23 protein-coding genes are annotated in these 26,621 nt (G+C 46.0%); 15 read left to right on the plus strand and 8 right to left on the minus strand.

The features are described 5' to 3' along the window. Positions 1 to 91 precede the first annotated feature (91 nt). Positions 92 to 1,501 (minus strand): TlpA family protein disulfide reductase, encoded by a 1,410-nt coding sequence (locus BUR42_RS20515; protein ID WP_074241483.1) that lies wholly within the window; start codon positions 1,499 to 1,501, stop codon positions 92 to 94. Positions 1,502 to 1,565: 64 nt separating this feature from the next. Here BUR42_RS20515 and rlmD point away from each other — a divergent pair, with 64 nt between their 5' ends. The 8 genes from rlmD (at position 1,566) to BUR42_RS20555 (ending at position 10,688) form a co-directional block, all read left to right on the plus strand. Further along, entirely contained in the window at positions 1,566 to 2,975 is a 1,410-nt protein-coding gene (gene rlmD / locus BUR42_RS20520; RefSeq protein ID WP_074241484.1) for a 23S rRNA (uracil(1939)-C(5))-methyltransferase RlmD, read from the plus strand. Positions 2,976 to 3,003: 28 nt separating this feature from the next. Beyond that, positions 3,004 to 3,858 carry a rhomboid family intramembrane serine protease gene (locus BUR42_RS20525; protein WP_074241485.1) on the plus strand — a complete coding sequence of 285 codons (855 nt, stop codon included), beginning with the start codon at positions 3,004 to 3,006 and terminating at the stop codon, positions 3,856 to 3,858. A gap of 37 nt (positions 3,859 to 3,895) precedes the next feature. Then, entirely contained in the window at positions 3,896 to 4,840 is a 945-nt protein-coding gene (locus BUR42_RS20530; protein WP_143197534.1) for a rhomboid family intramembrane serine protease, read from the plus strand. 414 nt (positions 4,841 to 5,254) lie between these two features. Then, complete coding sequence (locus BUR42_RS20535; RefSeq protein WP_143197535.1) at positions 5,255 to 6,361, plus strand: endonuclease/exonuclease/phosphatase family protein; 1,107 nt, start codon at positions 5,255 to 5,257, stop codon at positions 6,359 to 6,361. Between the two features lie 50 nt (positions 6,362 to 6,411). After that, on the plus strand, positions 6,412 to 7,524 hold the full coding sequence (locus BUR42_RS20540) for an endonuclease/exonuclease/phosphatase family protein (RefSeq protein WP_074241488.1): 1,113 nt from the start codon (positions 6,412 to 6,414) through the stop codon (positions 7,522 to 7,524). Positions 7,525 to 7,599: 75 nt separating this feature from the next. Beyond that, on the plus strand, positions 7,600 to 9,096 hold the full coding sequence (gene cysS / locus BUR42_RS20545; RefSeq protein ID WP_074243116.1) for a cysteine--tRNA ligase: 1,497 nt from the start codon (positions 7,600 to 7,602) through the stop codon (positions 9,094 to 9,096). A gap of 11 nt (positions 9,097 to 9,107) precedes the next feature. Continuing rightward, entirely contained in the window at positions 9,108 to 10,073 is a 966-nt protein-coding gene (locus tag BUR42_RS20550; protein ID WP_074241489.1) for a M28 family peptidase, read from the plus strand. A gap of 3 nt (positions 10,074 to 10,076) precedes the next feature. Further along, complete coding sequence (locus tag BUR42_RS20555) at positions 10,077 to 10,688, plus strand: DNA-3-methyladenine glycosylase family protein (protein WP_074241490.1); 612 nt, start codon at positions 10,077 to 10,079, stop codon at positions 10,686 to 10,688. Here the strand turns inward: BUR42_RS20555 and BUR42_RS20560 are convergent. Further along, entirely contained in the window at positions 10,678 to 11,286 is a 609-nt protein-coding gene (locus BUR42_RS20560) for a hypothetical protein (RefSeq protein ID WP_143197536.1), read from the minus strand. The genes BUR42_RS20555 and BUR42_RS20560 overlap by 11 nt on opposite strands. Before the next feature lie 588 nt (positions 11,287 to 11,874). Between BUR42_RS20560 and BUR42_RS20565 the strand changes: the two genes are divergently transcribed. After that, positions 11,875 to 12,339, plus strand: a complete 465-nt coding sequence (locus BUR42_RS20565; RefSeq protein ID WP_074241492.1) for a hypothetical protein — start codon at positions 11,875 to 11,877, stop codon at positions 12,337 to 12,339. A 61-nt stretch (positions 12,340 to 12,400) separates the two neighbouring features. Here BUR42_RS20565 and BUR42_RS20570 read toward each other — a convergent pair whose 3' ends face one another. Continuing rightward, positions 12,401 to 15,394: a serine hydrolase domain-containing protein gene (locus BUR42_RS20570; RefSeq protein WP_234979770.1), complete on the minus strand. Its 2,994-nt coding sequence runs from the start codon at positions 15,392 to 15,394 to the stop codon at positions 12,401 to 12,403. Between the two features lie 389 nt (positions 15,395 to 15,783). On the opposite strand from BUR42_RS20570, the gene BUR42_RS20575 reads away from it, so the two are divergent. The 4 genes from BUR42_RS20575 (at position 15,784) to BUR42_RS20590 (ending at position 19,306) form a co-directional block, all read left to right on the plus strand. Next, positions 15,784 to 16,371: an adenylate kinase gene (locus BUR42_RS20575; protein WP_074243117.1), complete on the plus strand. Its 588-nt coding sequence runs from the start codon at positions 15,784 to 15,786 to the stop codon at positions 16,369 to 16,371. A 122-nt stretch (positions 16,372 to 16,493) separates the two neighbouring features. Beyond that, positions 16,494 to 17,498, plus strand: coding sequence for a GTPase ObgE (gene obgE, locus BUR42_RS20580; RefSeq protein WP_074241494.1), 1,005 nt, complete (start codon positions 16,494 to 16,496; stop codon positions 17,496 to 17,498). 263 nt (positions 17,499 to 17,761) lie between these two features. Continuing rightward, positions 17,762 to 18,493, plus strand: a complete 732-nt coding sequence (locus BUR42_RS20585; RefSeq protein ID WP_074241495.1) for a hypothetical protein — start codon at positions 17,762 to 17,764, stop codon at positions 18,491 to 18,493. Between the two features lie 9 nt (positions 18,494 to 18,502). Further along, positions 18,503 to 19,306, plus strand: coding sequence for a hypothetical protein (locus BUR42_RS20590; protein WP_074241496.1), 804 nt, complete (start codon positions 18,503 to 18,505; stop codon positions 19,304 to 19,306). Between the two features lie 204 nt (positions 19,307 to 19,510). Here BUR42_RS20590 and BUR42_RS20595 read toward each other — a convergent pair whose 3' ends face one another. Next, the gene (locus BUR42_RS20595) at positions 19,511 to 20,266 is read right to left on the minus strand and encodes a ThuA domain-containing protein (protein WP_074241497.1); all 756 of its coding nucleotides are present in this window, start codon (positions 20,264 to 20,266) and stop codon (positions 19,511 to 19,513) included. A 160-nt stretch (positions 20,267 to 20,426) separates the two neighbouring features. On the opposite strand from BUR42_RS20595, the gene BUR42_RS20600 reads away from it, so the two are divergent. Further along, complete coding sequence (locus BUR42_RS20600) at positions 20,427 to 21,209, plus strand: DUF72 domain-containing protein (protein WP_074241498.1); 783 nt, start codon at positions 20,427 to 20,429, stop codon at positions 21,207 to 21,209. Positions 21,210 to 21,427: 218 nt separating this feature from the next. Here the strand turns inward: BUR42_RS20600 and recA are convergent, their stop codons facing one another. The 4 genes from recA to BUR42_RS20625 all read right to left on the minus strand — a co-directional run bounded on the left by recA (position 21,428) and on the right by BUR42_RS20625 (position 25,425). Continuing rightward, the gene (recA, locus tag BUR42_RS20610; RefSeq protein ID WP_074241500.1) at positions 21,428 to 22,438 is read right to left on the minus strand and encodes a recombinase RecA; all 1,011 of its coding nucleotides are present in this window, start codon (positions 22,436 to 22,438) and stop codon (positions 21,428 to 21,430) included. 205 nt (positions 22,439 to 22,643) lie between these two features. Beyond that, positions 22,644 to 23,309: a hypothetical protein gene (locus tag BUR42_RS20615; protein WP_074241501.1), complete on the minus strand. Its 666-nt coding sequence runs from the start codon at positions 23,307 to 23,309 to the stop codon at positions 22,644 to 22,646. A gap of 2 nt (positions 23,310 to 23,311) precedes the next feature. Further along, positions 23,312 to 24,799 (minus strand): RNA polymerase factor sigma-54, encoded by a 1,488-nt coding sequence (gene rpoN / locus BUR42_RS20620; protein WP_074241502.1) that lies wholly within the window; start codon positions 24,797 to 24,799, stop codon positions 23,312 to 23,314. A gap of 14 nt (positions 24,800 to 24,813) precedes the next feature. Then, the gene (locus tag BUR42_RS20625) at positions 24,814 to 25,425 is read right to left on the minus strand and encodes a ribonuclease HII (RefSeq protein WP_074241503.1); all 612 of its coding nucleotides are present in this window, start codon (positions 25,423 to 25,425) and stop codon (positions 24,814 to 24,816) included. Positions 25,426 to 25,549: 124 nt separating this feature from the next. Between BUR42_RS20625 and BUR42_RS20630 the strand changes: the two genes are divergently transcribed. After that, positions 25,550 to 26,572, plus strand: coding sequence for a COX15/CtaA family protein (locus BUR42_RS20630; RefSeq protein WP_074243118.1), 1,023 nt, complete (start codon positions 25,550 to 25,552; stop codon positions 26,570 to 26,572). Positions 26,573 to 26,621 lie beyond the last annotated feature (49 nt).

Raw genomic sequence — 26,621 nt, forward strand, 5'->3', positions numbered from 1 at the left:
ACCTAGTAGTTTAATTATGACCGGTAATTCCAAAGACTGTGCCAAAGGGGCTTCCTGCTGTTATATCTGATTATAAATCAATAACTTATAGCTACTTCTTTACCGCCACCTTCGATTCCCGCTCCAGGAATTCCTCTAATTGTTCCACCCCAAGGCGTTTAGCAAGGATCTTTTTATTTTCGTCCAGCAGGTAAACAAGCGGCGTGCTGTATACATCATAGAACTTGCGGTAATTGCTCTTATAACCGGGGTCCCACACATGCGCCCAGCCAACGAGGTTTTTGTCTTTAATGAATTGGGTCCACTCTGCCTGTGTGCCTTCTGTTTTAACACCATACATGGTTACCCCTTTCTTTTTCCAGCTTGCCTTGTAAGCAGAATCCAGCCGGGGAACTTCTGTGATGCAATGCCCGCAGGTGGGGTCCCAGAAAACCAATACTGTATATTTTGATTTTATATCGTAGAGCGCTTTGGGCCTGCCTGCTGTATCTACCAATGGCAGCGCCGCTGCTTTCTGGCCTATCAGGTTAGGGGCAATGGTAAAAGCCCTGTCGATGATCTTTTGATTTTGTTCTTCTGTTACCCAGTAAGCCTGTTTTGTAACGTAGTATTTTTCCACCAGGTGTACAAAAACCGCGTCCATTCCCATGATCGGAGAACCTTCATAGGTATGTGTAAGCCACCATACCACATACTTAAAGCTCTCTTTGTCTTTCCTGGTTTTAGCGATCAGCCTGTCCCCTTCCAGGATCACGGAATCCGGAACTGGCGCCACTAACTGGTTAAAATACCTGGTAAGCCGGCTTTCGATGATAGGGGTTCGTACCAGCCTTCCGTCACTAAGGTCTACATCATCCCAGTAGTGCGCCTTAAAATACAGGTAGGGATAGGTAGAATCCAGGCTGCCGTCCTTTTTCCTCGGCATAGGAGGTACCTCTGTTTCCCGCATAGCCTTAAAGATGCTGGCCAGGAGGGTTTGCGGATGCTGTTGGATGATATTATTCCTGTATGCCAGCAACTTTTTACCCAACCCTTCCGAAAGGGGGCGAACTTTTGCGGTGTCTTCCGCAGTACGGGCTGCTGCCAGCTTCTGCTGAATATCATTCATAATATCAGACTGGGAAGAAAGGAATTTATTGTACGCGGAAAACATATCGTTATCCGGAGAATTCTTATAGATTGTTTTGCCGGACAGGTCGCTGGTATCTATTGAAACGGAAAAGTTCTGCACCTTGTCCATCAGCATTTCAACATAGCGGGTCTTTCCTGGAAGCACTACCATATAAATGCCCCCGGGCTGCTTTTCAGGGCCTTTTAACACCGCAACCCCCTCATTACTGATCTGTGCGGAATCCATTACATACGTGGTTTTGCCCATGTAGTGCCCCAGGTACACCGTACCCGATTGATATCCTTTCAATTGAACCGTGATATTGTATCCCTGTGCATGGAGGGAAAAAGTGCTGCAAAGGCAGATAAGGAAGTATAGCAGTTTTTGCATAGGTAGGATAAAAGTAAAGAAATTTCTTATAGCCTGATGCGAAAACCATCCTACCTTTGCACCCGTGAGGAAAAAAAATGTAGTTCTGGAAAATGTGCCCGTAACTGCTTATGCCGCAGAAGGTAAAGCGCTCGCACGGGTAGACGGTAAAGTGATCTTTATTGAAGGAGGCGTTGTGCCGGGAGATGTGGTAGATGTAAGGCTCAGTAAAAATAAAAAGGACTGGGCAGAAGGAAAAGCCACGCAGATACACACTTATTCACCGGACCGGGTAACGCCCTTTTGTGACCACTTTGGTCTTTGTGGCGGATGCAAATGGCAGATGCTCCCTTACGAGCGTCAGCTGGCCTATAAACAGCAACAGGTGGAAGATCACCTGCGGCGGATCGGGCACCTGGAATTTCCCGCCCTGCCCCCCATCCTGGGAGCTGTAAAAACAAGGCATTACCGGAATAAACTGGAATTCACTTTCTCCAATAAAGCCTACCTCACAGACGAAGAGATCCGGGAAGCCGGGGAAGATTGGCCCCGCCGCAACGCTTTGGGGTTCCATATCCCCAAACTGTTTGATAAAGTGCTGGATATCCAAACCTGTTATTTGCAGGAAGAACCCGCCAACCTTATCAAGAACACCATCCGCGACTGGGCAGAAAAACACAAATTGTCCTTTTATGATATCCGCCGCCAGGAAGGTTGGCTGCGTAATCTGGTTTTACGCATCTGCACAACAGGAGAAGTAATGGTGAACCTGGTGATCCACCACGAAGCAAAGGAACAGCGGGAAGCATTACTCAATCACCTGCTGGCAACCGTTCCGGGTATTACCACTTTGTTATATACCATCAATCCCAAAAAGAATGATAGTATCTTTGACCTGGAACCGAAAGTATTCTTCGGTAAAGGTTATGTAGAGGAAAAACTGGAAGATTTTAGCTTTAAGATCGGCCCCAAATCTTTCTTTCAAACAAACACTTACCAGGGAGAAGCGTTATATAAGGTTACACGTGATTTTGCAGGATTAACCGGCAGGGAAACCGTGTACGATCTTTATTGCGGCACCGGCAGCATCGGCATATTTGTGTCCCGCAGCGCCGGAAAAGTAGTAGGGATAGAATTGATCAAAGAAGCCATCGACGATGCGCGGGAAAATGCAGCCGCCAACAAAGTAGAAAACGCTACGTTTTTTGCAGGTGATGTGATAGATATTTGTGATGATGCATTTTTTGCCGAACACGGCGCCCCTGATGTGATCATTACAGATCCGCCAAGGGCAGGGATGCACGAAAAACTAACCGCTAAACTGCTGGAAGTAGCGGCACCGCGGATCGTTTACGTGAGTTGTAATCCGGCAACGCAGGCAAGGGACCTGGCGTTGCTCAATGAAAAATACAGTGTGGAAAAAGTGCAGGCCGTAGATATGTTCCCGCATACGCACCACATTGAAAATGTAGTATTACTGCAACGCAGGTATTAATTTAACTTAACGAATAAGCATTAACGCAATGAGTGAGTTCAGACCCGGCAGATTCCAGATGTTGCCCCTGGTAATCAAGAACCTTCTGATCATAAATGGATTGGTATTTCTGGCACAGGTCACCCTGGAAAACATGTATGGCTACCGTATGGAAGACCTCTTTGGTCTGCATTACTGGGGCTCTGAACTCTTCAAACCCCACCAGCTGGTCACCCACCTGTTCATGCATGGCGGGTTCGGCCACGTTTTCTTCAACATGTTTGCATTGTGGATGTTTGGTAGCGCCCTCGAAAACATCTGGGGTCCCAAACGTTTCCTCGTTTTTTATATCATCTGTGGCATTGGTGCCGCACTTTGCCATATGGTTGTTCTCACGTACGACAATATGCAGGTAGTAAAAGCTGTTCAGCATTTTAATGCTGACCCAGCCTTCGATACTTTTAATGCTATCTACGAAAAATACGGATTAGGCAACTATGTGATCAGTGAAGGCAATCAGCAGGTAAGCCTGCAAAGTTTCCGGGATGCCTGGAGCACCATGCCGCCGGAATCGTACGACATGACCTTCCGCGCAAAGCTCTACCTCGCGAAATTCGTAGAAACCTACGCCAATATCCCTACCGTTGGAGCCTCAGGAGCAGTGTTCGGAATATTGTTCGCTTTCGGGTACCTTTTTCCCAACAACTATTTGTTCATTCTACCCATTCCTTTCCCCATCAAGGCAAAATATTTCATCGGCGGATACATCCTCCTGGAGCTGTATATGGGCATTAAAAATTCAGGGGAAGATAATGTGGCACACTGGGCACACCTGGGTGGCGCATTATTTGGTTATCTCTTGCTGAAGTTCTGGAACAAACGGAACCGGCGAACACTTTATTGATCTCAAAAGCTTAAATTTGTATACAAATACCAGCGCCATGCAAGTAGCGGAAAAAGAGAGGATGCCCCGTTTGTCACTCGGGGAAGAGAAGAACATGGTAACGCAGCTGCTGCTCCTGAATATCACTGTTTACATCTTACTGTTGTTCATACGGGTGATCTATATGATGGAGGATTACGGCCTGCCCGCGTTTGACCGGGACATTATGGCTAATACCATGTTGCCCGCAGCCCCCATGACCTTACTCACCAAACCCTGGACCATCATTACTGCCATGTTTGCCCATATTCAGTTCTGGGACATCTTCAGTAATATGGTGTGGTTGTTTTGCTTTGGTACCATTCTTCAGAATATTTCCGGCAATCACCGCCTGGTAGTTCCTTTATATATTTTCGGCAGTATTTGCGGAATGGCGTTCTACGTACTCGGCATGAACCTCATTCCCGCTTTCCGTACACTTGCCCCCACCAGTTCATTGATGGGTGCAGGGGCTGGCGTAATGGCCCTGGCTGTTGGTGCCACAGTACTTGAACCCAAAGGCCGCGTTTTTCCATTGCTCATGCAGGGCGGTGCCCCCATCTGGTTGATCACACTCATCTTCTTAGCCCTTCATGGTACAGCTATTGTTGCCGGAGGAGGAAGTTTGTCCATCCTGCTTTACCTGCTGGGAGGAGCTTTCATGGGTTACATGTTTATGGTGCAATTCAAAAAAGGGCATAATTGGGGCTCATGGGTGAACGACCTGTTCTTCAACATTGGCCATATGTTCCACCCCAAAGAAAAGAAAGAAGCCCTCAAAGCAGAGATCAATACCACCCGCAGTGGTTTCCGCGCCACACCCGTTCCCTTCACCAAAGTAGGAAATGTACCGGAGCATAAAATAAATGAGATCCTTGATAAGATCAACGAACAGGGAATTGATATGCTCACTGCTGAAGAAAAAGAAACCCTCCTGCGCGCAAGCAAAGAAAAAGAGGCCTGATTTTTTTACAGAATAAGATTCCCTTCCCCAATGGGCATAGCTTTTTAAAGCTTTGTTCCTAACAAGTTTAGTTTTTAAAAGAATAAGATTCCTCTCTCAACAGGCATAGCTTTTTAGAGCTTTGTTCCTAACAAGTTTAGTTTTTTATAGAACAAGGTCCTCCCAAACAGGCATAGCTTTTTTAAAGCTTTGTTCCCGCATACTTACTCCTAACAACGACCCTCTCAACATGTATAGCTTTTTTAAGCATTATGCTATCCTTATATTCAATATCTCCAATATGTGTGAAGTCCTCCCGCAGTAACCCTTTCCGGCTATGCAACAAATTTCACCGCTTATGTGAATTCTTTGTTTCCGCTTTCTTTTTATCAGGCCTGCACGCTATTTTTGCCACTCATAAATTTCGCCCCAGCCTTGAAAATTGCTTTTACGGTCATCCGGCGTCTGTTGCTTTGGGGTAACGTGCTCCTCGCCGTCGGACTGATGCTTTCGTACTTTATTCCCTTTACCAATCCCACCAGTTTCTGGCTCGGTGGTTTTGCAGGACTCCCATTTCCATTCTTCTGGTTAGCCTGTATCTTTTTCATTCCCCTCTGGATCGTTTATCGCCGTAAATACTGGCTGATCTCTGTAATAGCCGCCGCTGTTACACTTGGCGGGGTATTCAGCACCTGGGGCATTCACCTCTTTGGCGGAAGCAATGCTAATAGCAATACCTCTTTCACGGTGATGACCTACAATTGCAGCAGCATGGGCATCAAAGGATACAAGGAAGTGCCCGAAGTGCGCAAACGCATGTATGAAGAACTGAAAAAAGCCAGTCCTGATGTGCTTTGCCTCCAGGAATTCTACACCAACACCAACCCGGATAAACCTGATAACTTAGACAGTATCCGGAAAGAACTGAATTATCCTCATCATTATTTTGTCAGGAGCCTTATCCACTGGGATACCTGGCACTATGGCACTGTTATTTTCTCCCGCTTCCCCATCATAGACACCACCAGGGTAAAACTCTTCGAGGTTTCCAAAGGCCCTGGCACAGAAGACCTGATCGCAGCCAGTCTCATCATCAAAGGAGATACCGTAAGGATCATGTCCGCTCACCTGGTTTCCTACAAGCTTCAGCAGGATGATTACCAAACAGTGGCTTCCGCAGAAGTACACAAAGCCCATGGCCTCCTGTATAAGATGCGCCGCACCTTCAAGCTCAGATCGGAACAGGCACATATCATAAGGAACGAGATAGATCGCAGCAAACATCCCCTTATTGTAGTAGGGGATTTCAACGATGTGCCTGTTTCCTACACTTACCGCACCATCCGTGGAGACCTCCAGGATGCTTTCCTGGAGCAAGGTTCCGGCTTTGGCAGAACCTTCTCTGCTATCTCTCCCACACTGCGGATAGATTACATTCTGCCGGACAAATTCTTTACCGTGGAAGAATTTTCCATCTATCGCAGGCGGGGTTTCGAACACTTTCCCATTATGGCCAGGTTATCTATAAACAGAAAAGATTAACACCTTGTCTTTTAATGCGTTAAATTTATAGCGGCCAAACTATCTGCTTGTTGAAATTTTTACGACTTTTTACAAAAGGGTTTTTCCTTATCGTGAACGTGGTAACTGTTCTATTTTTCCTGCTGGCCTGCCTGGCGCCGTTTATTTCGCCGGTCAGGTTCTGGCCGATCAGTTTTATCACGCTGGGTTTCCCGTTCCTGCTGGTAGTGCTGCTGTTATTCCTCATTTTCTGGATCATCTTCCATCCTAAATATGCATTGATACCGCTGGTAGCCCTGGTGATCGGCTGGAAATCCGTTTCTGCCTTTTTCTCGCTGCGCTGGCCAACCAACTGGGAAACATCCAATAAACCGGAAGGCACCATCAATGTAATGAGCTATAATGTAGCCCTGTTTGGTCTCTATGCAAAGAAAAACAGCAAGCCTACCCGCGAAGCAATGTTTGACCTTATACGCCTGCAACAGCCGGATGTACTTTGCCTCCAGGATTTTTACACTTCTGAAAAATCAGATGATTTTAATAACCGGGAAGATCTTTCCCGCGTAATGAAACTCCCCTACCGTTTCTTTTCCAGCGATTTTAACCGCAACGGTACACAACACTGGGGCAGTATCATCTATTCAAAATTCCCCATTATCTTATCAGATAAGGTAAAGCTTTCTCCCGGCCCTATGGGAGAAAGCCTGATCTTTGCAGATATCCTGCGGAATAACGATACCATCCGCATCGTGAATATGCATTTGGAATCCTATCGTTTCAACGCCAAGGACTATCAATCCATCGAAAAAATAAAGAAACAGGAAGATACCGGCCTGGTTGCCGCAAAAGGCATAGTGGTAAAAATGCGCGATGCCTATGTTCGCCGCAGCCGCCAGGCCAATATTGTAGCGGATTTTATCAGAACCAGCCCCCATCCGGTGATCGTTTGCGGAGATTTTAATGATACTCCTGCTTCCTACACCTATTTCACTATTAAAGGGAACCTGCAGGATGCATTCCTCAAAAAAGGCAGTGGCATCGGCAGAACATTTACAGGCCTTTCTCCTACACTGCGAATAGACTACATCTTTATAGACAGAAGCTTTACCATCAACGGTTTCCGCACTGTACATTCTGATCTCAGCGATCATTACCCGGTCATTGCCAATGTGAGCATACCCTAGAATTTCCACTTTTGCTTAAAAAATTCGACATTCGGGTTGAAAAATCCGAAATTCGCCGATCCACAATATCAGATAATGTCAGAACAGCTTAAACTACACAATACCCTAAGCCGACAAAAAGAACTATTCACTCCGTTATATCCCGGTCACGTTGGCATGTACGTATGCGGACCAACAGTTTCCGGAGAGTCGCACCTGGGCCATGCACGCCCTTTCATTACATTCGATGTAGTGTACCGTTACCTGTTACACCTGGGTTATAAAGTACGTTATGTAAGGAATATTACAGACGCCGGCCATTTTGAAGAAGAAGGCCGCGCGGCGGAAGATAAGATCGCCAAATTTGCACAGCTGGAAAAACTGGAGCCGATGGAACTGGTGCAGAAATACACGAATCTCTTCCATTGGGCCATGGAACAGTTCAATACTTTAAAACCAAGTATAGAACCTACCGCTACCGGCCATATCGTAGAGCAGATAGAAATGATCAAAAAGATCATGGATGAAGGATTTGCCTACGAAGCAAACGGCTCTGTTTATTTTGATGTGATGAAATATTCAGAAGGTCACCATTACGGCATCCTTAGTGGTCGCGTATTGGAAGATCAACTGGAAACCACCCGCGAGCTGGATAACCAGGAAGAGAAAAAGAACAAAGTGGATTTTGCCCTCTGGAAAAAAGCGCCGCCGGAACATCTGATGCGCTGGCCAAGCCCATGGGGAGAAGGTTTCCCCGGTTGGCATATTGAATGTTCTGCTATGAGCAGCAAATACCTGGGGCAGCAGTTTGATATCCATGGTGGTGGTATGGACCTTCAATTCCCCCATCACGAATGTGAAATTGCGCAAAGTGAAATTGCACACGGAGAAATGATGGCGCGTTACTGGATACACAATAACATGATCACCATCAACGGTAAAAAGATGGGTAAAAGTTATGGCAATGTGATCCGCCTCACGGATCTGTTTGCCGGCACGCATCCCTTGCTGGAAAAGGGTTACAGCCCTATGACCATCCGTTTCTTCATTTTGCAGACGCATTACCGCAGCACACTGGACTTCTCTAATGAAGCCCTGCAGGCCGCAGAGAAAGGTTTACAGCGTTTGTGGTATGCTTACGAAGTATTACAGAAATTGGTATACACCGCTAACGGTGCAGACATCAATAAAGAGCTGGACGATCAGGTACAAGCCTGGTGTAACGATTGCGCCGTTTCCATGAACGACGATATCAGCACCGCCAAAGTGCTGGCCAATCTTTTCGAACTGTCTCCTGTTATTAATTCATTGAAAGGCGGACAGGTAAAAATGCACGAGATCAGTGAAAGCACTTTCACACTCCTGCAGCAAACCTGGAAAACTTATCTGATCGATGTACTTGGTCTCCAGCCTGAAAAACCGGCAGAAACGGATAAACTGGACGGCGTATTGCAATTGCTGATAGACATCCGCAAGGAAGCAAAAGGCAAAAAGGATTATGCTACTTCAGATAAGATCCGCAACCAGCTGCTCACTATCGGTATTCAACTGAAAGATGAAAAAGACGGTACCGTATCTTATGCTATTGAATAAATGAGTAAACCATGAGGAGGCTGATCCTGCTGGCTGCAATCACTTTCGCAGCCTGTAATAACAGTAATAAAAATACGGAAGAAGAAAAGAACGTTACAGTAGATGCACCCGTATTTTCTGCAGACACTGCTTATGCTGCCGTAGAAAAACAAGTTGCCTTCGGTCCCCGGATCCCTGGCAGCCCTGCCCAGGAAGCCTGCGCAGCCTGGCTGATCGGTTATTTCAAAACCCTGGCAGATACTGTTTATGTGCAACGCACAAAAGTGATCGCACCTAAAAAGAAAGAACTTCCCTGCATTAATATCATCGCTTCTTTCAACCCTGCTGCAAAGAACAGGGTCTTATTATTCTCTCACTGGGATACCCGCCCGTTTGCAGATAAAGATGCCTTCGATAAAAAGAAACAGCTGGATGGTGCAGACGATGGCGCCAGCGGAGTAGGTGTATTAATGGAAGTGGCCCGCCAGTTCCATGCAAAGAAACCTGCCATAGGCGTAGATATCCTGCTCACCGATGTAGAAGATTATGGCGAATCTGATGTGGCAGATAGTTATTGCCTCGGTACACAGTATTGGGCTAAAAATCCTCACATCAATGGCTACACGGCGCAATACGGCATCCTGCTGGATATGGTGGGCGGCCGCAATGCCAGCTTTTACATGGAAGGCCATTCCAAACAATATGCTTACCCGCAGATGAAGATGTTTTGGGATGTTGCCAATACCATCGGTTATTCGGATCTCTTCCGCTATGAGGAATCCCTGGGAGGCCCTGCATTTATTACAGACGATCATGCTTACGTGAACACACTGGCTAAGATCCCTTCCTTCGATATCATTGCCACACAGCCGAAAGGAGATTTCATGCCGCACCACCATACTTCCAACGATAATATGTCTGTGATAGACAAGAAAACATTGCAGGGCGTGGGTCAAACCATCCTCCATGTGATCTATGGCGAACCGTTTAACTATTAAACAATGACCCATCACGATATCTATATCCCGCATCTGCACAAGGACAAAAAGCTGAAACGCATTGTCACAGAGCCGCTGGACATGATGCCTGTAGGGAAGAACATTGCGCTAAAACTTATCGGCTCCATCATGAGCCAGCAATTATCCGTAAGGGTAGCCGAAGTCATCTATGGCCGTTTCCTTAATCTCTATGGCGGCAAAGAACCAAAGGCACAGCAGATCCTGGACACAGACCCAACTGTACTGCGCAGCATCGGGTTATCCAATGCAAAGGTCTCTTACGTACACAACGTAGCCCGCTTTGTGATCGAAGAAAAATTAACAGATGCCAAACTGCATAAGCTCAGCAACGAAGATGTGATCGCTTATCTCACGCAAATTAAAGGTGTCGGCAAATGGACGGTGGAAATGTTGCTGATGTTTTACCTGGGAAGAGAAGATATTTTTGCGATAGATGACCTCGGTATTCAACAGGCCATGATCAAACTATACAAACTGGATGTAACAGATAAGAAAGCATATCGTGCAAAACTATTGGAGCTTTCCCAAAAATGGTCGCCTTACAGAACACATGCCTGCCGCTACCTGTGGTCCTGGAAAGATACTAAGGCTTGATATTATAGGTGCGCAGCCGCGTAGTATCCTCAAACCTGTCCAGCTCTATCAGCCCCACCCCCTTTGCATAATAATTCGTACTTAAGATCTGTGGTGGTATAAATGGCGGAACAGAAACTTCCATCTCTACCCCTATTACATTCGTATAAGCCTTACCCAGTACCGTTTTGTTACTCCCTTTCTGAATAATGGTATAACGGATGTTCAGCATAAAATCCCCCAGCCCCGTAATGGTGATGGGAATATCTTCAGACCAGCCCTGGCCCAAAGGAACGTTCTCTTTCAGATAGGTTGTTTTGACAGGTTGCGTTGGTGCATTGGGAATACCTGTAACAGCCAATAGCTGCACATAATCCCCACCACCACAATCAAAGAGAGAAAACTCTCCTGTAATATCATCTTCCAGCACACGATAGCTTTCACTCCCGATTACAGAATCCCCTTTTACCAGCAATACAAAGTCACCAGACATTGGCGGGTTCACATTCACGAACTCATAATTAAAGCTGGAACCTGTTGTATATGGCGAGTAATTACAAACATGACTTTGAAGCGGGCCTTCCTCACTCTTTTCCTTCTTACACGCGGCCAATACCATTATTGCGAAAACTAAACATAAAAAGGGGCTCAGTTTCATGGTCTAATCAATTCTATCCCTAAGTTACCCGATATTTTTCTAAATAAAAGACAGTAGGTAATTACAATACGTTAACAAATTGGTGGAGATCGGGGAGCTTCCCGAAAAAGCACCATCCCTCCCAATAATGGCTGAGGAAATCCCCCGGAACAGCAAAATGGTTCAAAACCCAAAACACCAGAACGGCCAACAGGATTGCCAGTAGCCGGAATTCAGCTACTGGCCAACTTAGTGTATAGAATACGCATTGTTATTTAAAAAAAATCTAATGGATTTTGTGTATTGTATGTGCATAAGTCGTACATTCGTCTCCCGATTAACAACTAATTAACCACCAAAAGACAACAAGCTTAAGCTATAGTCCACGAATGAAGTAAAAGACAGGTTCATAACATTAAGGCAACGATCTGCTCACATTTACTTAACTACCCCTTAATGTTCCGATAACGCCAGCATCTGAAATTTGTGGTGAAAAAAGAACGGTATCAAAGTATTAGCTAGTACACAAAAACCGAACGTACAAGTTAACTTTTTAAACAATTAACCATCATGAAACACAGTTTTGTTTGCACACCAAAACACATTTTAACCTTAGTTGCCATTGTTTTAGGCCTCAGTATGCAGGCGTCTGCCCAAAGCGAAACATTTGCATATGCCAATAACCCGGGTTCAGGCAGCAAATCAGCAAGAGTTGCTCCTGAAAAGAACGAAATGGTAAGAAAAGGTTGCAAGATCGATATTCAACAGGAAGGCGCTGAGCAGCTCCGTTTCCTGGTGCAGATCGACAACCCTACCGGCGAGAAATTAACCTTGTTCATTAAAGACGCTAATAATAACACCCTGCACAAAGAAGCGCTGGACGTTACTTCACCAAAGTTTGTTGCCCGTTATAATTTGGAAAAGCTGGAAGACGGAGCATACACTTTTGAGATCCGTAACGGCAAGAACAAGCTTGAGAAAGCTGTAGACATTAAAACACAACTCATGGTAAACAGAGTTGTATCTGTTGAGTAAGTAAATATTTTTAACCCCGAAAAAAAAGGCTGTATCTGTTGAGATACAGCCTTTTTATATTTTATAACATGGCCTGGTAGAGCGTTTCCATGATATTCGCCCTTACACTTAGCGAGGAGATCTTGTTATTGGACCCTCCATTCGGGCAAACCCTGTTGCTCAGAAAAACAAACACCAGTTTAGATTGCGGATCTATCCATACGCAGGTGCCGGTAAATCCGGTATGGCCAAAAGTTGCGGGTGACGCGCTTTTGCTGGGATAAGGCTCCTTCCTGGTCGCATTGTCTTTCTCCGGTTTATCAAAACCCAGTCCACGACGGCTGATCGCTGAATGATAGGCAGAAAAGTATTGTATCGTTTCCGGTTTAATATAGGCTTTCCCGTTAAAGCTGCCGCCATTCAGGATCATCTGCAGCAATACTGCCAGGTCTGTAGCATTGGAAAAAAGCCCGGCATGCCCGGCCACACCACCAAACATGGCTGCTCCCGGATCATGTACATCTCCTCTTATCCACTGCACACGAAAAAAATCCTCAAATTCTGTAGGTACCAGCTGCGATAAAGGCAACCGGCTGCGTGGTTCAAACCCTGTGGTCATCAGTCCCAGCGGCTCATAGAATGTTTCCCGTACATAATTATCCAACCGTTTTCCCGTGATCGCTTCCACGATCTTACCGAGGAAAATAAAATCATTATCACTGTAGATATATTGCCTTCCGGCCGGGATCAGCTTGCTGTCCAGGATCCTGCGGTATATCGTATCTATATACTGTGGTGTCATATAAAGCCCTTCCGCTACCCGCAAAGTATGCAGCGAATCCTGGTAAGCTTTATAGATCATGGTATCAGGCCATCCGTTCTCATAAATGGTTTCTTTATAAAAAGGGATATAAGATACAAGCCCTGCCTGGTGCAGCAAAACATCGCGCAGGCGCAGGTGTTCTTTGTTACTGCCCCTTACCCAGGTGAGATAAGTTCCGAGTGTACTGTCTATATTTAATTTTCCTTCATCATACAGGCGCATCACAGATAAAGTGGTGGCACATATTTTTGTAACAGAAGCAAGGTCGTATACTGATTTGGAAGTAACGGCTTCCTTCTGGCTATAGTCGTAATAACCGAAGTTCTTGTTGTACACCATTTTCCCATCCTTCAGGGCCAAAACCTGGCAACCCGGCGCAGCGCCTTTCATGATCATATCCCTGGCCAGTGAATCGATCCTTGCCAGTATTACCCCATTCATACCAACTGTTTCAGGCGCTACTGTTTCCAGCAACGGTGGTGGCGGAGGAGGAGGTATAATGGAAGTGATGCCCGTACCATAATGGAAATTGTTACAAACCGTTACCGGCAGTTTTCCTTTCGGTTCCATTTTGCCAAAGAGTACCTGGGCAGTAGCCCTATGTGTAAGGCTGTCGTCTTCATACGCAGCAACAACAGTAGGTGCATCGCAGAAAAAGCGGATGGCATAAGGGTTACCAAATGCAATGGTCACCGCTGGCATTTCTTCAGAGAGCTGATTGATGAACGCTTTTTCCGCGCGGCTGATCCCAAAATCATTTGCAGGGCGGCGGCTGTAATTCTGCACAGCAATGATCACTGAACTATAATCTGCTTTCAGGCGTTTTACCATAGAAGAGATCTGCTCTTCAGACTGGCGGGAAGAAAACACATATGCATCTGCATCCGGCCGGTATTGTTTTACCGCCTCCACAAATGTATTGTTACCGCCATCCACGCCAACAGCCACTACTGCCAGCTTCTGGGAAGTAGCAGTATCGGAAAGCGGCAACAGGTGATTATCGTTGCGCAATAAAGTGATGGCCTCTTCGGAAACCTTTTTCTTTAAAGGCAGTACCGCTGCATTGAGATCGTTCGTGATATTATTGGCATCAATGGTTTGCAATTGTGCAAGCCCCAGATCGTATTTAGCGCGTAAAACTTTTTTCACGCGGCGGTACACTTCTTCTTTAGATACCTTTCCTTTTTTGATGGATTGTGCAATCGCGGCAATGCTGCCCTTTGAAGTAGAAGGCAATTCCATCAGGTCGTTGCCCGCCAGTAAAGACTGTAAAGACTCCTGCCCGTTAGTGTAGTATTTGGAGATCCCCTTCATTTCCAGTGCATCTGTAACAATCAGACCATCAAAGCCCAGGTCTTTCTGCAACAGGTTGGTCACTGTTTTATAGGAGATGGAAGTTGGTGTGTTCGCTTTATTATCAATTGCCGGAATATACAAATGTGCGATCATGATGGATCCCACACCCGCTTCTATCGCTTTGCGGAAAGGATACAACTCCAGTGAATCCAGTTGTGCAATGGTTTTATTAATAGAAGGAAGGTCGTAGTGAGAATCCACATCTGTATCACCATGCCCGGGGAAATGTTTGGCACAGGCCATGATCCCTGCATCCTGCATGCCCCTGATCATCGCAACGCCGTGCGCTGCCACGCGGTATTTATCTTCTCCGAAAGACCGGTCGTTGATCACCGGGTTGTTGGGATTATTGTTTACATCAAGTACAGGAGCAAAGTTATATTGGATGCCCATGCGTTTACATTGTTCTCCGATCGCTTTACCTACCTGGTAGATCAGGTTGGTATCCTGCACAGCACCTAACATCAGGTTCCGGGGGAAAGAGATCACACTGTCTACAAACCGCATACCCAGCCCCCATTCGCCATCCACTGCAACCAGCAAAGGAACTTTGCTGATCGCCTGGTACCTGTTTACCAGTTCTGCCTGGCGCACCGGGCCTCCCTGGAAAGTAACGAGCCCCCCTATTTTATTATTCCTGATATCAGCTGTTACCGCTGCGATGTGATCAGCACCCAGGTTGGAATGCATCCGTATCATGATGAGTTGGGCGATGCGCTCTTCATGAGAAAGAGAATTAAATACACTATCCACCCATCGGTCTGCGGGTGTTGGTCCCTGTTTAACCTTTTCCGTTTTCTTTGCTTTGTGTTGTTGCTTTTCCTGAGAACCTGTTCCCGGTTGCCCATTAGCGGTTAACAATAACCCGGTGAGCCCCAATACCAAAAAATGCTTCATCATTTTATAAACATACAAAATTTACCCCGCTCTTCTGCGCCCCAACTGCATCTAAAGTCTGGAAAGCCAACACATTACGAGGAAATTGTATATAAATCCAGTTCGGTATTATAGCCGATAGGGCGTTTTTATCATTTGTCTATCGTTTTCCATTATTCCTTGAAATATATTTATTAATTTTCATTATTCTTTTACAGTATTTCAGCAATCTTAATTTTAATTACCAATACATTCAATTGTTTGCTATATTTGCACACTATGCCTTTCGGTAATTCCGTTAAACCTTTTTAGCTTACAACTTGTAAGAGCTTAGGCCAGGATCACTGAAAACTGTAACACGTTTTAAAAAATGGCAGGTGTAAGCCCGCCAAATGAATATTAACAACAACATGGTCAATCTGATTTTATTTGGCCCTCCCGGTAGTGGGAAAGGAACCCAGAGTGCCAACATCATTGAAAAATACGGTCTGATCCACCTGTCAACCGGCGACTTGCTCCGTTCTGAGATCGGCGGCAAAACTCCTTTGGGCCTGGAAGCGCAGAAATTCATGGATCAGGGTTTACTGGTCCCGGATGAAGTAGTGATCGGTATGATCAGTTCCAAACTGGATGCTAACCCGGAAGCTGCCGGTTTTATCTTTGACGGCTTTCCACGCACTACCGCTCAGGCAGAGGCGCTGGATAAACTGCTGGCCCTGAAAAAAACGGCTATTCACACCGTGTTGAGCCTGGAAGTTCCTGAAGATGAGCTGATCCGCCGTCTGCTGGAACGTGGTCTTACCTCCGGCCGCAGTGATGATGCTTCTGAAAGCATTGTGAAGAACCGCATCGTGGAGTATCATAACAAAACGGCTCCCGTGGCTGACCACTATGCCAAATTCGGCAAGTTCAGAAAGATCAAAGGTGATGGCACGGTTGAAGCCACCTTCGAACTCCTGAGCAAAGAAATAGACGAACTGGTGAGCGTAAGGGCGTAATTTCCCTCCTCATTTACAGCGATATTAAAACGCAAAGATCATGTAAGGCCAAACTTTACGATCTTTGCGTTTGTTTTTATAGCCTATCCCCGGTTTAAACGGGATAATGGGAGATCTTGATTATGGAGAATTTTGTTGATTTTATACGGGTATTTTGTAAGTCAGGCCATGGTGGCGCAGGAAGCAGGCACTTCATGCGTACCAAGTTCAAGGCCATGGCAGGCCCGGATGGTGGAGACGGCGGCCGTGGTGGACACCTCATCCTGAGAGGGAATGCCCAGCTCTGGACCCTGCTGCATTTACGCTGGTACAAGAATGTAAAGGCCGAAAATGGCGAAAATGGCAGTGGAGATAACTGTACCGGCGCCATGGGTAAGGATATTGTGATAGAAGTACCCCTGGGTACCATTGTGCGGGACGAAGAAACCGGAAAAGTGGATGCTGAGATCCTGCACGATGGAGAAGAAGTGATCTTTATGCCCGGTGGCCAGGGCGGAAGGGGAAATGCTTATTTCAAAACCGCCACCAACCAGGCCCCTGAACATGCACAACCCGGAGAGCCCGGCCAGGAAGGCTGGAAGATCCTGGAGCTGAAAGTACTGGCAGACGTAGGGCTCGTTGGTTTCCCCAACGCCGGTAAATCCACCCTGCTTTCTTCCATCACGGCAGCAACACCCAAAATTGCCAACTACGCTTTTACCACCCTCACCCCACAACTGGGCATGGTGGAGTATCGTGATGATAAATCTTTCTGTATGGCCGACCTTCCGGGAATCATTGAAGGCGCCCATGAAGGCAAAGGATTAGGGCACCGCTTCCTCCGCCACATTGAACGGAATGCCGTACTGCTCTTTGTGATCCCCGCCGATAGCGAAGATCATGGAAAAGAGTTCCGCATCCTGAAGAACGAACTGGAACAGTTCAACCCCGAGTTGCTGGATAAACAATTCCTCATTGCCATCAGCAAAAGCGATATGCTGGACGATGAACTGAAAACCGCAATATCCGCTGAACTGCCAAAGGATGTACCTCATGTGTTCATCTCCGCCGTTACACAAACTGGTTTGCAGGAATTAAAAGATGTTTTGTGGGAAGCCCTCATCTCAGAAGAGAATAAGATCAGTTAGTACTAAAAAAATAAATCCAAAGAAGCCCTTCACTGGTTACCAAAACCATGGAACGGCTTCTCTCTTTGCAGGGTACCCCAATGCCTCACATAGGCTTCACATAGGCTCAAGATAGGAGATTCCTTTACCTTACCTTTAACAGGAGCAGGCAGTAACATTCGCCCGCTATTGCCCGTTCTATTAACAATACAGGTAATATGCGGCTATCCCAACTACTGTTCTTTTGTTGTTGCATAACAGGCAGCTCCTATGCCCAAAGCTTCATGCGGCTCAAAAATCTGCAACTGGGTCCATCCTTTTCCCTGCAGGCAAAGGGCCAGGATACTTCCCTTGCTCATCTCGGCCCCATAACAAAAGATCCGCTGCATTTTCCGAATTGGGATACTGATACCATGCGATCTATTGAACCGCTAATCCAGCTGAGGCTGGCTAAAGCAGTCGTTATCCATGTTAGCCTGCTCAGCACCTGGGAGTTTTACAACCCGCGAAAAAAAGGATATGATGATCGTAAAGAATTGAAAATAGGTGTGGAGTATTCGTATGTGGAAAACAACAAATGGTCTATGACGGGCAAGCCCAAAAGAGGCCTGGCAACAGAATGGGATGACATTACGTTTCGACGTACGAGTGCGCACTTAGGTCTTTATTCAGACTTTGTATTTAGAAAGAGGCTCAATACTAAAGCATGTTTTTACCTGGGAGCAGGTGCCTCCCTGGCTTACACCATCAGTGGAAGGATAAATGAAACGAAAGGGGACATGGTAAACTACAAGGTTGTATCCACCGAAAAGTATGAACACCTTACGCATTCCCGCCGGGATATTTCCATCCTTCTCCCTATAGGTTTCGATCTCAGGGGATCCGGAAATAATTCCCGCCTGGGCATGAACATTGGAATGAGGCCGGGCGTCGTGTTTATCAAAGAAACAATGTATACCTTATTTACTTCTCCCGTAATGGGATTGACCATTCGCTTTATCTACAACCTCCATTAAACCAGATCTATGCGTTTATTTCTACTCCTGTTCTTTTACCTCGTATCTAACATCGCCAATGCACAAAAGATCCGGCTAAAAAGCCTCCAGTTCGGCCCTTCTATTACTATGCAAATAACCAGGCAGGATACCACGATGGCTGAAGTCCGCATGCTGGTAAAAGACCCTCAAAACTTCCCAAAGAATAACATTGATACCCTTGAAAAAGAATTCAACAGGGGCCTTTTCCAGGGAACTTCCGGGCACGTACAGGTTGCCCTGCTTACTACCTGGGAGATCCCCGGAGATAAAAAAACTTTATGGGGCCTGCAAAAAGAGTGGAGCATAGGTATTGAATATGATTATACATCAAACAACCAGCCGCGTTGGACGAATGTTCCATCTTTCACCGGTACCGGCCCGGACACCATCCGTGATGTTTACTTCCGCCGTAATAACCATGCAATTGGATTATATACGGAATTCGTCTTTAAAAAAGGATTCTCCCGTGATCGCATTTCCATTTATGCCGGCTTAGGTGGTACCCTCTCTTATTCCGTTGGAGGATATGTTCTGGAAACAAACTCCCGCAGGGATAATAGCAGTTATAAAGAAGTAGATATTGAACGGTTCCGTCATTACACGGAACAACGCAGGGATATTTCCGTACTGTTCCCAATGGGTGTAGTTTTCCGGCCCGGAGGTTTACGGCGTCCGCTGGGTATATTACTTGGCCTCCGCCCCGGATTTATGATCGTAAAAGAAAGGAACTTATCTGCATACGTGCCGGGATTAATAGGATATACCGCTCGGCTCATCTATCATTTCCATTAAAAAGGGATGAACTTACGTCCATCCCCTGGCTGTATTTCTGGTAATTATCAAACTAACGTTCAAGCACATTCCCCTTTTTGTCTGTTGCAATCACCTAGCGCAATGCTGAAATGATCAGCCTGTTCTGTGTGGAAATTGCGCTGACAGCAGCGTTGATTGTTATCAGCAGAATAAGCAGACTTAATGATCTCTTCATGTGGTGATTTATTGAGTAGTACCAGCCGCCCATAAAATGGCATTGGCAAACATCTTTTTGAACTCAGCCGATCCCAGCAGATTGGCATGATGCCCCATTAAGAAATACACATTCCTTGCTTTCATCTTTTCATTCATCCAGATAACAGGATGATCGCCCATTTTTATATCAGAAGGAGGCTGGTAGCTGGTTTCATCTACATTCGCCAATACCTTTACATTCGGTCTCGGGTTTTTATCAAACGTATACCATTCATCATCCGGGATAGAAAAAGATTCCGGCAGGCCTTGCATCACAGGATGATCTTTATCCTCCACATGCACAGTAGCCGTAGCCCGTTTCGCGATGTAATTTTTGAACCGGATGCCACCCATGAACTGTGAAAACCAATCCCACATCTTATATCCGTCAAATTCCCCCAGCAAAGTAGCATGGTGAAAACCCACCCATCCGCCACGGCCTTCTTCTATATATTTGACAAAAGCACGCTCTGCTTCTTTACTCCAGGTATAGGGAGGGAAATTCAATTGTATGAATACTTTGTATTGAGACAGATAAGCTTCATTGATAGAATCCGTACGGTTGATCACCCTGATCTCAAATTGCTGCTCTTTCGCATAATTGTTCAGCCACTCCAAAGCGGCTGCTACAAATCCTTCATGCCCGCCACCGCGTTCTGTAAGTACCAGGGCTTTGAACTTCGGCGTTTGTGCAACACTGTTAGCGATGAAAAAAAGGAAAAAAACAACCAGTAGTTTTTTCATTGTTTTTCTGTTTATCTGAAGAAATAGCCGTTAAGGAAGCGAAAACTACAAACCTTCATAGTAAAATCCTATGGCCTAGCGCTGAATTTTGGGGTATGAGAGGTAATGTAGGGGTGCTTTTCCGGGAGTACCGGGTACAATAATTTGACTGGGGTGGGATATGGTACCAATATTGATCTTTTCAGCGGTAAAAGCCATGCGTTTGCACATCGGAACTTCGGGTTGGAGTTATAAAGAATGGAAGGGCCGTTACTATCCGGAAAAGCTGAAGCCGGTGCAATGGCTGTATTTCTATAGCCGGGAGTTCAGATGTGTGGAGATCAATTCCAGCTTTTATCATTTGCCAAAAGCCCAGACGGTTTTAAACTGGGCGCAGGCTGTTCCGGAAGATTTCCGGTTCTGCCCTAAAATGAGCCGTTATGTCAGCCACTATCAAAAACTCCATGATGCTGCGGATAGCCTGCGGTTGTTCTTCACCATTTTCGATCCCATAAAAGATAAGTTAGGCCCGATATTAATCCAGCTCCCGGCACAGGTTCCTTTTAACCGGGAAGTGGCTGCGCCCTTTTTTGATCTGCTGGTTTCCGTTTATGGGGAATACTCGTTTGCGCTGGAGGTGCGTCACGAAAGTTGGTTGCAGCCCCAAAGTGTAGAATTGCTGCAACAGTATGATATCTCACTGGTGATCGCGCAATCTGCTATGCCTTTCCCTTATCATGAGCGCATTACGGCCCATGATGTTTACCTGCGGTTTCATGGCCCCGGGAAATTATATGCTTCGCGTTATGATGATGCAACCATGTTATCTTATGCGAAAAAATGTGCTCAGTGGATGAGCGGGGGGCATTCGATATGGGTGTTCTTTAATAACACTTTTCACGGGGATGCGCTTGAGAATGCCCGGTTGCTGGAACGGTATATCCTGGAATGTTTGCAGGTATAACGGGATTTTTGTTTGGTATACGCAAAAGGATGTTTTTTGTACACAAAAGGGATTTTATGTTTAACTGCTCTCTTCAATACGTTCGCTTCAAATAAAAAAGGTCCGCTAGAAAACGGACCTTTTACTTTACTAACCCAAACAAACGTTTTTAATCTAAAAACGTTTAATAAACTCTTTATACAGATGGCTAAGCCATTAATGATCTTGTTGAATCCTGCCTAAGCTGTTGCTGCCTGCTCTGCCAACTTGGCCTTGATCTTCGTTTCAATTTCAACGGACACTTCAGGATTATCCAGCAGCAACTGCTTCACGGCGTCACGGCCCTGGCCCAGTTTGTTGCCTTCGTAGCTGAACCAGCTACCGCTTTTCTGGATGATGCCAAACTCAACGCCCATGTCTATCAATTCTCCGGCTTTGGAAATACCCTGACCGTAGATAATATCAAACTCAGCCATACGGAAAGGCGGTGCAACTTTATTCTTCACAACTTTCACTTTCACGCGGTTACCCACCGCTTCATCGCCATCTTTGATCTGGCTCATTCTGCGGATATCCAGCCTGATGGAAGCATAGAATTTCAGGGCATTACCACCAGTGGTTGTTTCAGGGTTACCGAACATTACACCGATCTTTTCACGCAACTGGTTGATGAAAATACAGCAGCAGTTGGTTTTTGAGATCGTGGCGGTAAGCTTCCGGAGTGCCTGGGACATCAGGCGGGCTTGCAGCCCCATTTTACTTTCTCCCATTTCTCCTTCCAGCTCCGATTTCGGGACCAGCGCAGCTACGGAGTCAATAACCACCACATCCACGGCGCCGGAAAGGATCAGGCGGTCTGCAATTTCCAGGGCTTGTTCACCATGGTCAGGCTGGGAGATCAGGAGTGAATCCACATCCACACCCAGTCTGCGTGCATAACTGCTGTCAAAGGCATGTTCCGCATCTATGATGGCACAGATGCCGCCTTTCTTTTGCGCTTCTGCAATAGTATGTATAGCGATAGTAGTTTTACCGGAAGACTCTGGCCCGTAGATCTCTACTACACGGCCTTTAGGCAATCCACCAACACCCAGGGCAATATCCAGGCCCAGGGAACCGGTAGAGATAACCTCCATGGGTGCCTCTGCCTTTTCACCCATCATCATTACAGCTCCTTTTCCAAAATCCTTGTCGATTTTGTCCATTGTAAGACGGAGCGCTTTCAGTTTGTCAGTATTGGTGTTTGACATAATTAGTAAGTATTTGTTACAAATTTAATGGTAGTGCAAGTTATAATTTAATTTTCGAATTGTCCTAAAAAATTTAGCATTTTCTTCTCAATACTAAGTTTAATAGCATCCGGTGTTTGTTTCAAATGGGGTAACACGCAATGGACAATACAAAGGTGCTGCCCGCTTGCGCAGAGAATGTGCGTAGTGAAAAAAGATTATTTTTTTATCCCACAATGGAATAGGCGATCACCTGGGAGAGGATGCCTACAATGAACCCTGCATATATTTCAGCAGTTGTATGCGCATGCAGCACCAGCCTGGAAGTAGCTGCGATACCCGCCAGCACAAAAGCCAGTGCCAGTGGCAAAGCCACATTCATCTGCATGCCCCACATCATGCAAAGCATAAAACCCAATACCCCGCCCCAGCCTGTGGTATGCATACTGATCTTGGCGAAGTTGTTCAATACAAAGGAAACGATCACCGCAATGAAAATGCCCAGGAAAAAGGCATTGAGGAATTCAGGGCTCCAGCCCTGGCGGATAAACGTATAAAAGGTCCAGAAGTAAAAAATGATGGTAGATACATAAGGAATGATCCTGTCCCGCTGCACCTCCAGCCTGATGCTGCCCACAAAACCAAGCAGCCTGGCCAGTACCACTACCAGCAGGGGGAATAGTAAAGTAGAAACAGCCACTCTTATATATAAGGTATCAAAAGGGAAAACACGGCTATCGCTTTTAAAGATCGAAAAATACTCCGGCAGCGCAGTTACTGCCGCCAGTGTAATGAGCAGCGGTATGAACAACGGATGCAGCAAATAAGAAAATACTTGTGCTGTAGCCCGCAGGCCGGACGAAAAGGTAATTGGTGCTTTCTGCTCTTCCATAATTATAACTCCTTGCGCAGTCTTGCCACGGGTATGTTTAGTTGCTCTCTGTATTTTGCTACCGTCCGGCGGGCAATATTATAGCCCTTATCCTGCAGCATCTTGGTCAGGTTCTCATCGCTCAGCGGTTTGCGTTTATTCTCTCCCTCTATCATATCCGAAAGGATCTTTTTAACCTCCCTCGTAGATACTTCCTCCCCACTGTCTGTTGATAAGGACTCCGAGAAAAAGAACTTCAGCTTGAATGTGCCGAACTCTGTTTGTACATATTTACTATTAGCTACGCGGCTAACGGTAGAGATATCCAGCTGTGTAATATCCGCTATGTCCTTCAGGATCATAGGGCGCATGGTGGTTTCATCGCCGGTAAGGAAGAAGTCGTATTGATAGTTCATGATCGCCTCCATTGTACTCAGCAATGTATGCTGGCGTTGCTTGATGGCATCTATGAACCATTTGGCGGCATCTATCTTCTGCTTGATGAACAATACTGCTTCTTTCTGCCGTTTATCTTTCTTATCTCCGCGGTCATATTCCTTCAGCATATCCCGGTATCCTTCGGAGATACGAAGGTCTGGTGCGTTCTTGCTGTTGAGGGACAGTTCCAGTTTACCTACATTATTCAGGATGAAAAAATCCGGGATCACATAACTCTCGGCTTTGTTCATCACACTATAATTCCCACCCGGCTTTGGATTCAGGCGAATGATCTGGCCGATGGCTTCCTTCAGGTCATCGTCTGTGAGGTTGAGCGAACGCTGGATCTTTTCGTAGTGTTTCTTGGTAAATTCGTCGAAATAATTATCCAGGATCTGCGTGGCATTAAGTACACCGGGATCTTCAGGGTTCTTACGTTTCAACTGCAATACCAGGCATTCTTTGAGATCAACGCAGCAAACGCCCGGGGGATCAAATTGCTGGATCAGTTTGATCAGGTCCCTTATTTCGTCTTCTTCTGTTTGTACGTTCTGTGAGAAAGAAAGGTCATCTACAATAGCGCTTACTTCCCTGCGCAGGTAACCGTCGTCATCAATACTGCCAATGATCTGTTCCGCAATACGTGTACGGCGTTCATCCAGGCTCAACATCCCCAGCTGGTCCAGCAGGTGATCATGAAAAGTGGTTTCTACGCGAACAGGGATGGTGCGGGATTCATCGGGATCGGGGTAATTATCATCCCGCAGTCTGTAATCGGCAATATCATCATCGCCTTCAGACACATATTCTGAGATATCTATATTGTCGTATTCATTTTCACTGCCATCAGGTTCAAAGTCCTCTTCTCCTTCCTTGGCCTCAAAGTCTTCGGTGGTTTCTTTGAATTCTTCTTCCTGACCATCTTCGCCATATTCTAAAGCAGGGTTCTCTTCCAGTTCTTCTTTGATACGTTCTTCGAGTACGGCCGTAGGCACCTGCAACAGCTTCATTAATTGAATCTGTTGTGGTGATAACTTCTGTAATAACTTCTGTTGTTGCGATTGCTTTAACATGGCTCTATCCTATTTTACCACTTTTCCTCCCCATCCAAACTTAATTGATCCGGTAACAAACGAAACGTCCTGCGGTGATAGGGCGTGTCGCCATGTGTGCGGATGGCATCCCGGTGATACCTGGTTGGATAACCTTTGTTCTCCTTCCAGCCGTATTGCGGGAACTGTTCATGCAGCTGTTGCATATATTCATCCCGGTAGGTTTTTGCCAGGATGGATGCCGCTGCGATCGAAGCATAAATTCCGTCTCCCTGGATTACGCAGGTATGCGGGATATTGCCATAGGGATTGAAACGATTACCATCAATGAGTAACATCTGGGGCTGAATCAATAATCGTGCCAATGCCTCGTGCATCGCTTTGAAAGAGGCTTTCAGGATATTTATCCTGTCTATTTCCTCATTGTCGATACTGGCCACCGCATACGCTATTGCCTTCTGCTCTATCACTACTCTTAATTCATCCCGCTGGCTCTCCTTCAGCTGTTTGGAATCATTCAGCAAAGGATGACGAAAGTCCCGTGGCAATATTACTGCCGCCGCAAATACAGGGCCTGCGAGGCAACCTCTTCCGGCTTCATCACATCCGGCTTCTGTAAGCGTTTCCTGGTAATACGGCAATAACAAGTTAACTTATTTTATGGGCGATAAAATTACAAAATCAGTCGCGCTACTGCAAAATCATTCCAAAATTGATAAAAATCATTCCATGTGGCGGCGGATTAACCCTAATTTTGCTACGTTTATGGATATGCAGCAAAATAAGCAGAATAAAGCTATAATAATCTGGCTTTTCACCGGAGTTTTTATGATCATCGTGCAGGTACTCCTGGGAGGCATTACCCGTTTGACTGGTTCAGGGCTTTCCATCACGGAGTGGAAACCCATACTGGGCGCACTTCCTCCAATGAACGAAGCAGCCTGGCAGGCTGCTTTTGCCAAATACCAGGAGATCGGTCAGGCAAAATATATTAACAGTCATTTTACCTTGTCCGATTTTAAAGGCATTTATTTTTGGGAATGGTTGCATCGCAACTGGGGCCGCCTGATAGGCATCGTGTTTTTTATTCCCTTCATTTATTTTATTATAAAAAAGAAGATCGATAAAAGCATGATCGTTCCCATGATCATTTTATTCCTGCTGGGAGGCCTGCAGGGAGCCATCGGCTGGATCATGGTGCAAAGCGGATTAAATGATGAGGATCTGTACGTTAGTCATATTCGTTTAGCCATTCACTTTATTGCAGCACTGAGCCTGTTGTGGTATACCCTCTGGTTCGCTTTAAAACTCAGCATTCCGCAGAAAAATATTGTTTCAGCCCCCTCCCTCCGGAAATTATCCGGCTGGATCTTAGCATTACTTACGCTGCAATTATTCTACGGAGCCTTCATGGCAGGCCTTCATGCTGCATTATCTGCCAGTACCTGGCCTACCATTAATGGCATGTGGTGGCCAATGGGCATGTTCACACAAGGAGGCTTCCTGGAAGATATCACTCACAATCCTATCACTATCCAGTTCATTCACCGCGGGCTCGCCTACCTGCTCACCATATTGATTGCACTGTGGTATTTCCGCGCCAGGCCTTTTTCACAGCTGGATGCCGTTCGTGCAGTAGCCTTACTGGTAGTACTCCTGCAGGTTTTACTGGGTGTGCTCACTGTTTTAAACAGCCAGGTTAAAATTCCACTCGGTTTTGCACTGGCACATCAGTTCACCGGTATGGCACTACTCATGGTATTGGTTTGGGCAAGGTTCGTCACTAAAAAATAAAGCGTCTTTTCCCGCAACGGTACACTCATTCATTTATTATTTACGGCTT

This window comes from Chitinophaga niabensis, from assembly GCF_900129465.1.
GTDB classification, from domain to species: Bacteria; Bacteroidota; Bacteroidia; order Chitinophagales; family Chitinophagaceae; genus Chitinophaga; species Chitinophaga niabensis.

What these genes read in the sequence shown, in the direction of transcription:
- BUR42_RS20515 (WP_074241483.1), bottom strand. Translation starts at nt 1,501, where the DNA reads ATGCAAAAACTGCTATACTTCCTTATCTGCCTTTGCAGCACTTTTTCC.
- BUR42_RS20525 (WP_074241485.1), top strand. Translation starts at nt 3,004, where the DNA reads ATGAGTGAGTTCAGACCCGGCAGATTCCAGATGTTGCCCCTGGTAATC.
- BUR42_RS20530 (WP_143197534.1), top strand. Translation starts at nt 3,896, where the DNA reads ATGCAAGTAGCGGAAAAAGAGAGGATGCCCCGTTTGTCACTCGGGGAA.
- cysS (WP_074243116.1), top strand. Translation starts at nt 7,600, where the DNA reads ATGTCAGAACAGCTTAAACTACACAATACCCTAAGCCGACAAAAAGAA.
- BUR42_RS20550 (WP_074241489.1), top strand. Translation starts at nt 9,108, where the DNA reads ATGAGGAGGCTGATCCTGCTGGCTGCAATCACTTTCGCAGCCTGTAAT.
- BUR42_RS20555 (WP_074241490.1), top strand. Translation starts at nt 10,077, where the DNA reads ATGACCCATCACGATATCTATATCCCGCATCTGCACAAGGACAAAAAG.
- BUR42_RS20560 (WP_143197536.1), bottom strand. Translation starts at nt 11,286, where the DNA reads ATGGTATTGGCCGCGTGTAAGAAGGAAAAGAGTGAGGAAGGCCCGCTT.
- BUR42_RS20565 (WP_074241492.1), top strand. Translation starts at nt 11,875, where the DNA reads ATGAAACACAGTTTTGTTTGCACACCAAAACACATTTTAACCTTAGTT.
- BUR42_RS20570 (WP_234979770.1), bottom strand. Translation starts at nt 15,394, where the DNA reads ATGAAGCATTTTTTGGTATTGGGGCTCACCGGGTTATTGTTAACCGCT.
- BUR42_RS20575 (WP_074243117.1), top strand. Translation starts at nt 15,784, where the DNA reads ATGGTCAATCTGATTTTATTTGGCCCTCCCGGTAGTGGGAAAGGAACC.
- obgE (WP_074241494.1), top strand. Translation starts at nt 16,494, where the DNA reads ATGGAGAATTTTGTTGATTTTATACGGGTATTTTGTAAGTCAGGCCAT.
- BUR42_RS20585 (WP_074241495.1), top strand. Translation starts at nt 17,762, where the DNA reads ATGCGGCTCAAAAATCTGCAACTGGGTCCATCCTTTTCCCTGCAGGCA.
- BUR42_RS20590 (WP_074241496.1), top strand. Translation starts at nt 18,503, where the DNA reads ATGCGTTTATTTCTACTCCTGTTCTTTTACCTCGTATCTAACATCGCC.
- BUR42_RS20595 (WP_074241497.1), bottom strand. Translation starts at nt 20,266, where the DNA reads ATGAAAAAACTACTGGTTGTTTTTTTCCTTTTTTTCATCGCTAACAGT.
- BUR42_RS20600 (WP_074241498.1), top strand. Translation starts at nt 20,427, where the DNA reads ATGGTACCAATATTGATCTTTTCAGCGGTAAAAGCCATGCGTTTGCAC.
- recA (WP_074241500.1), bottom strand. Translation starts at nt 22,438, where the DNA reads ATGTCAAACACCAATACTGACAAACTGAAAGCGCTCCGTCTTACAATG.
- BUR42_RS20615 (WP_074241501.1), bottom strand. Translation starts at nt 23,309, where the DNA reads ATGGAAGAGCAGAAAGCACCAATTACCTTTTCGTCCGGCCTGCGGGCT.
- rpoN (WP_074241502.1), bottom strand. Translation starts at nt 24,799, where the DNA reads ATGTTAAAGCAATCGCAACAACAGAAGTTATTACAGAAGTTATCACCA.
- BUR42_RS20630 (WP_074243118.1), top strand. Translation starts at nt 25,550, where the DNA reads ATGCAGCAAAATAAGCAGAATAAAGCTATAATAATCTGGCTTTTCACC.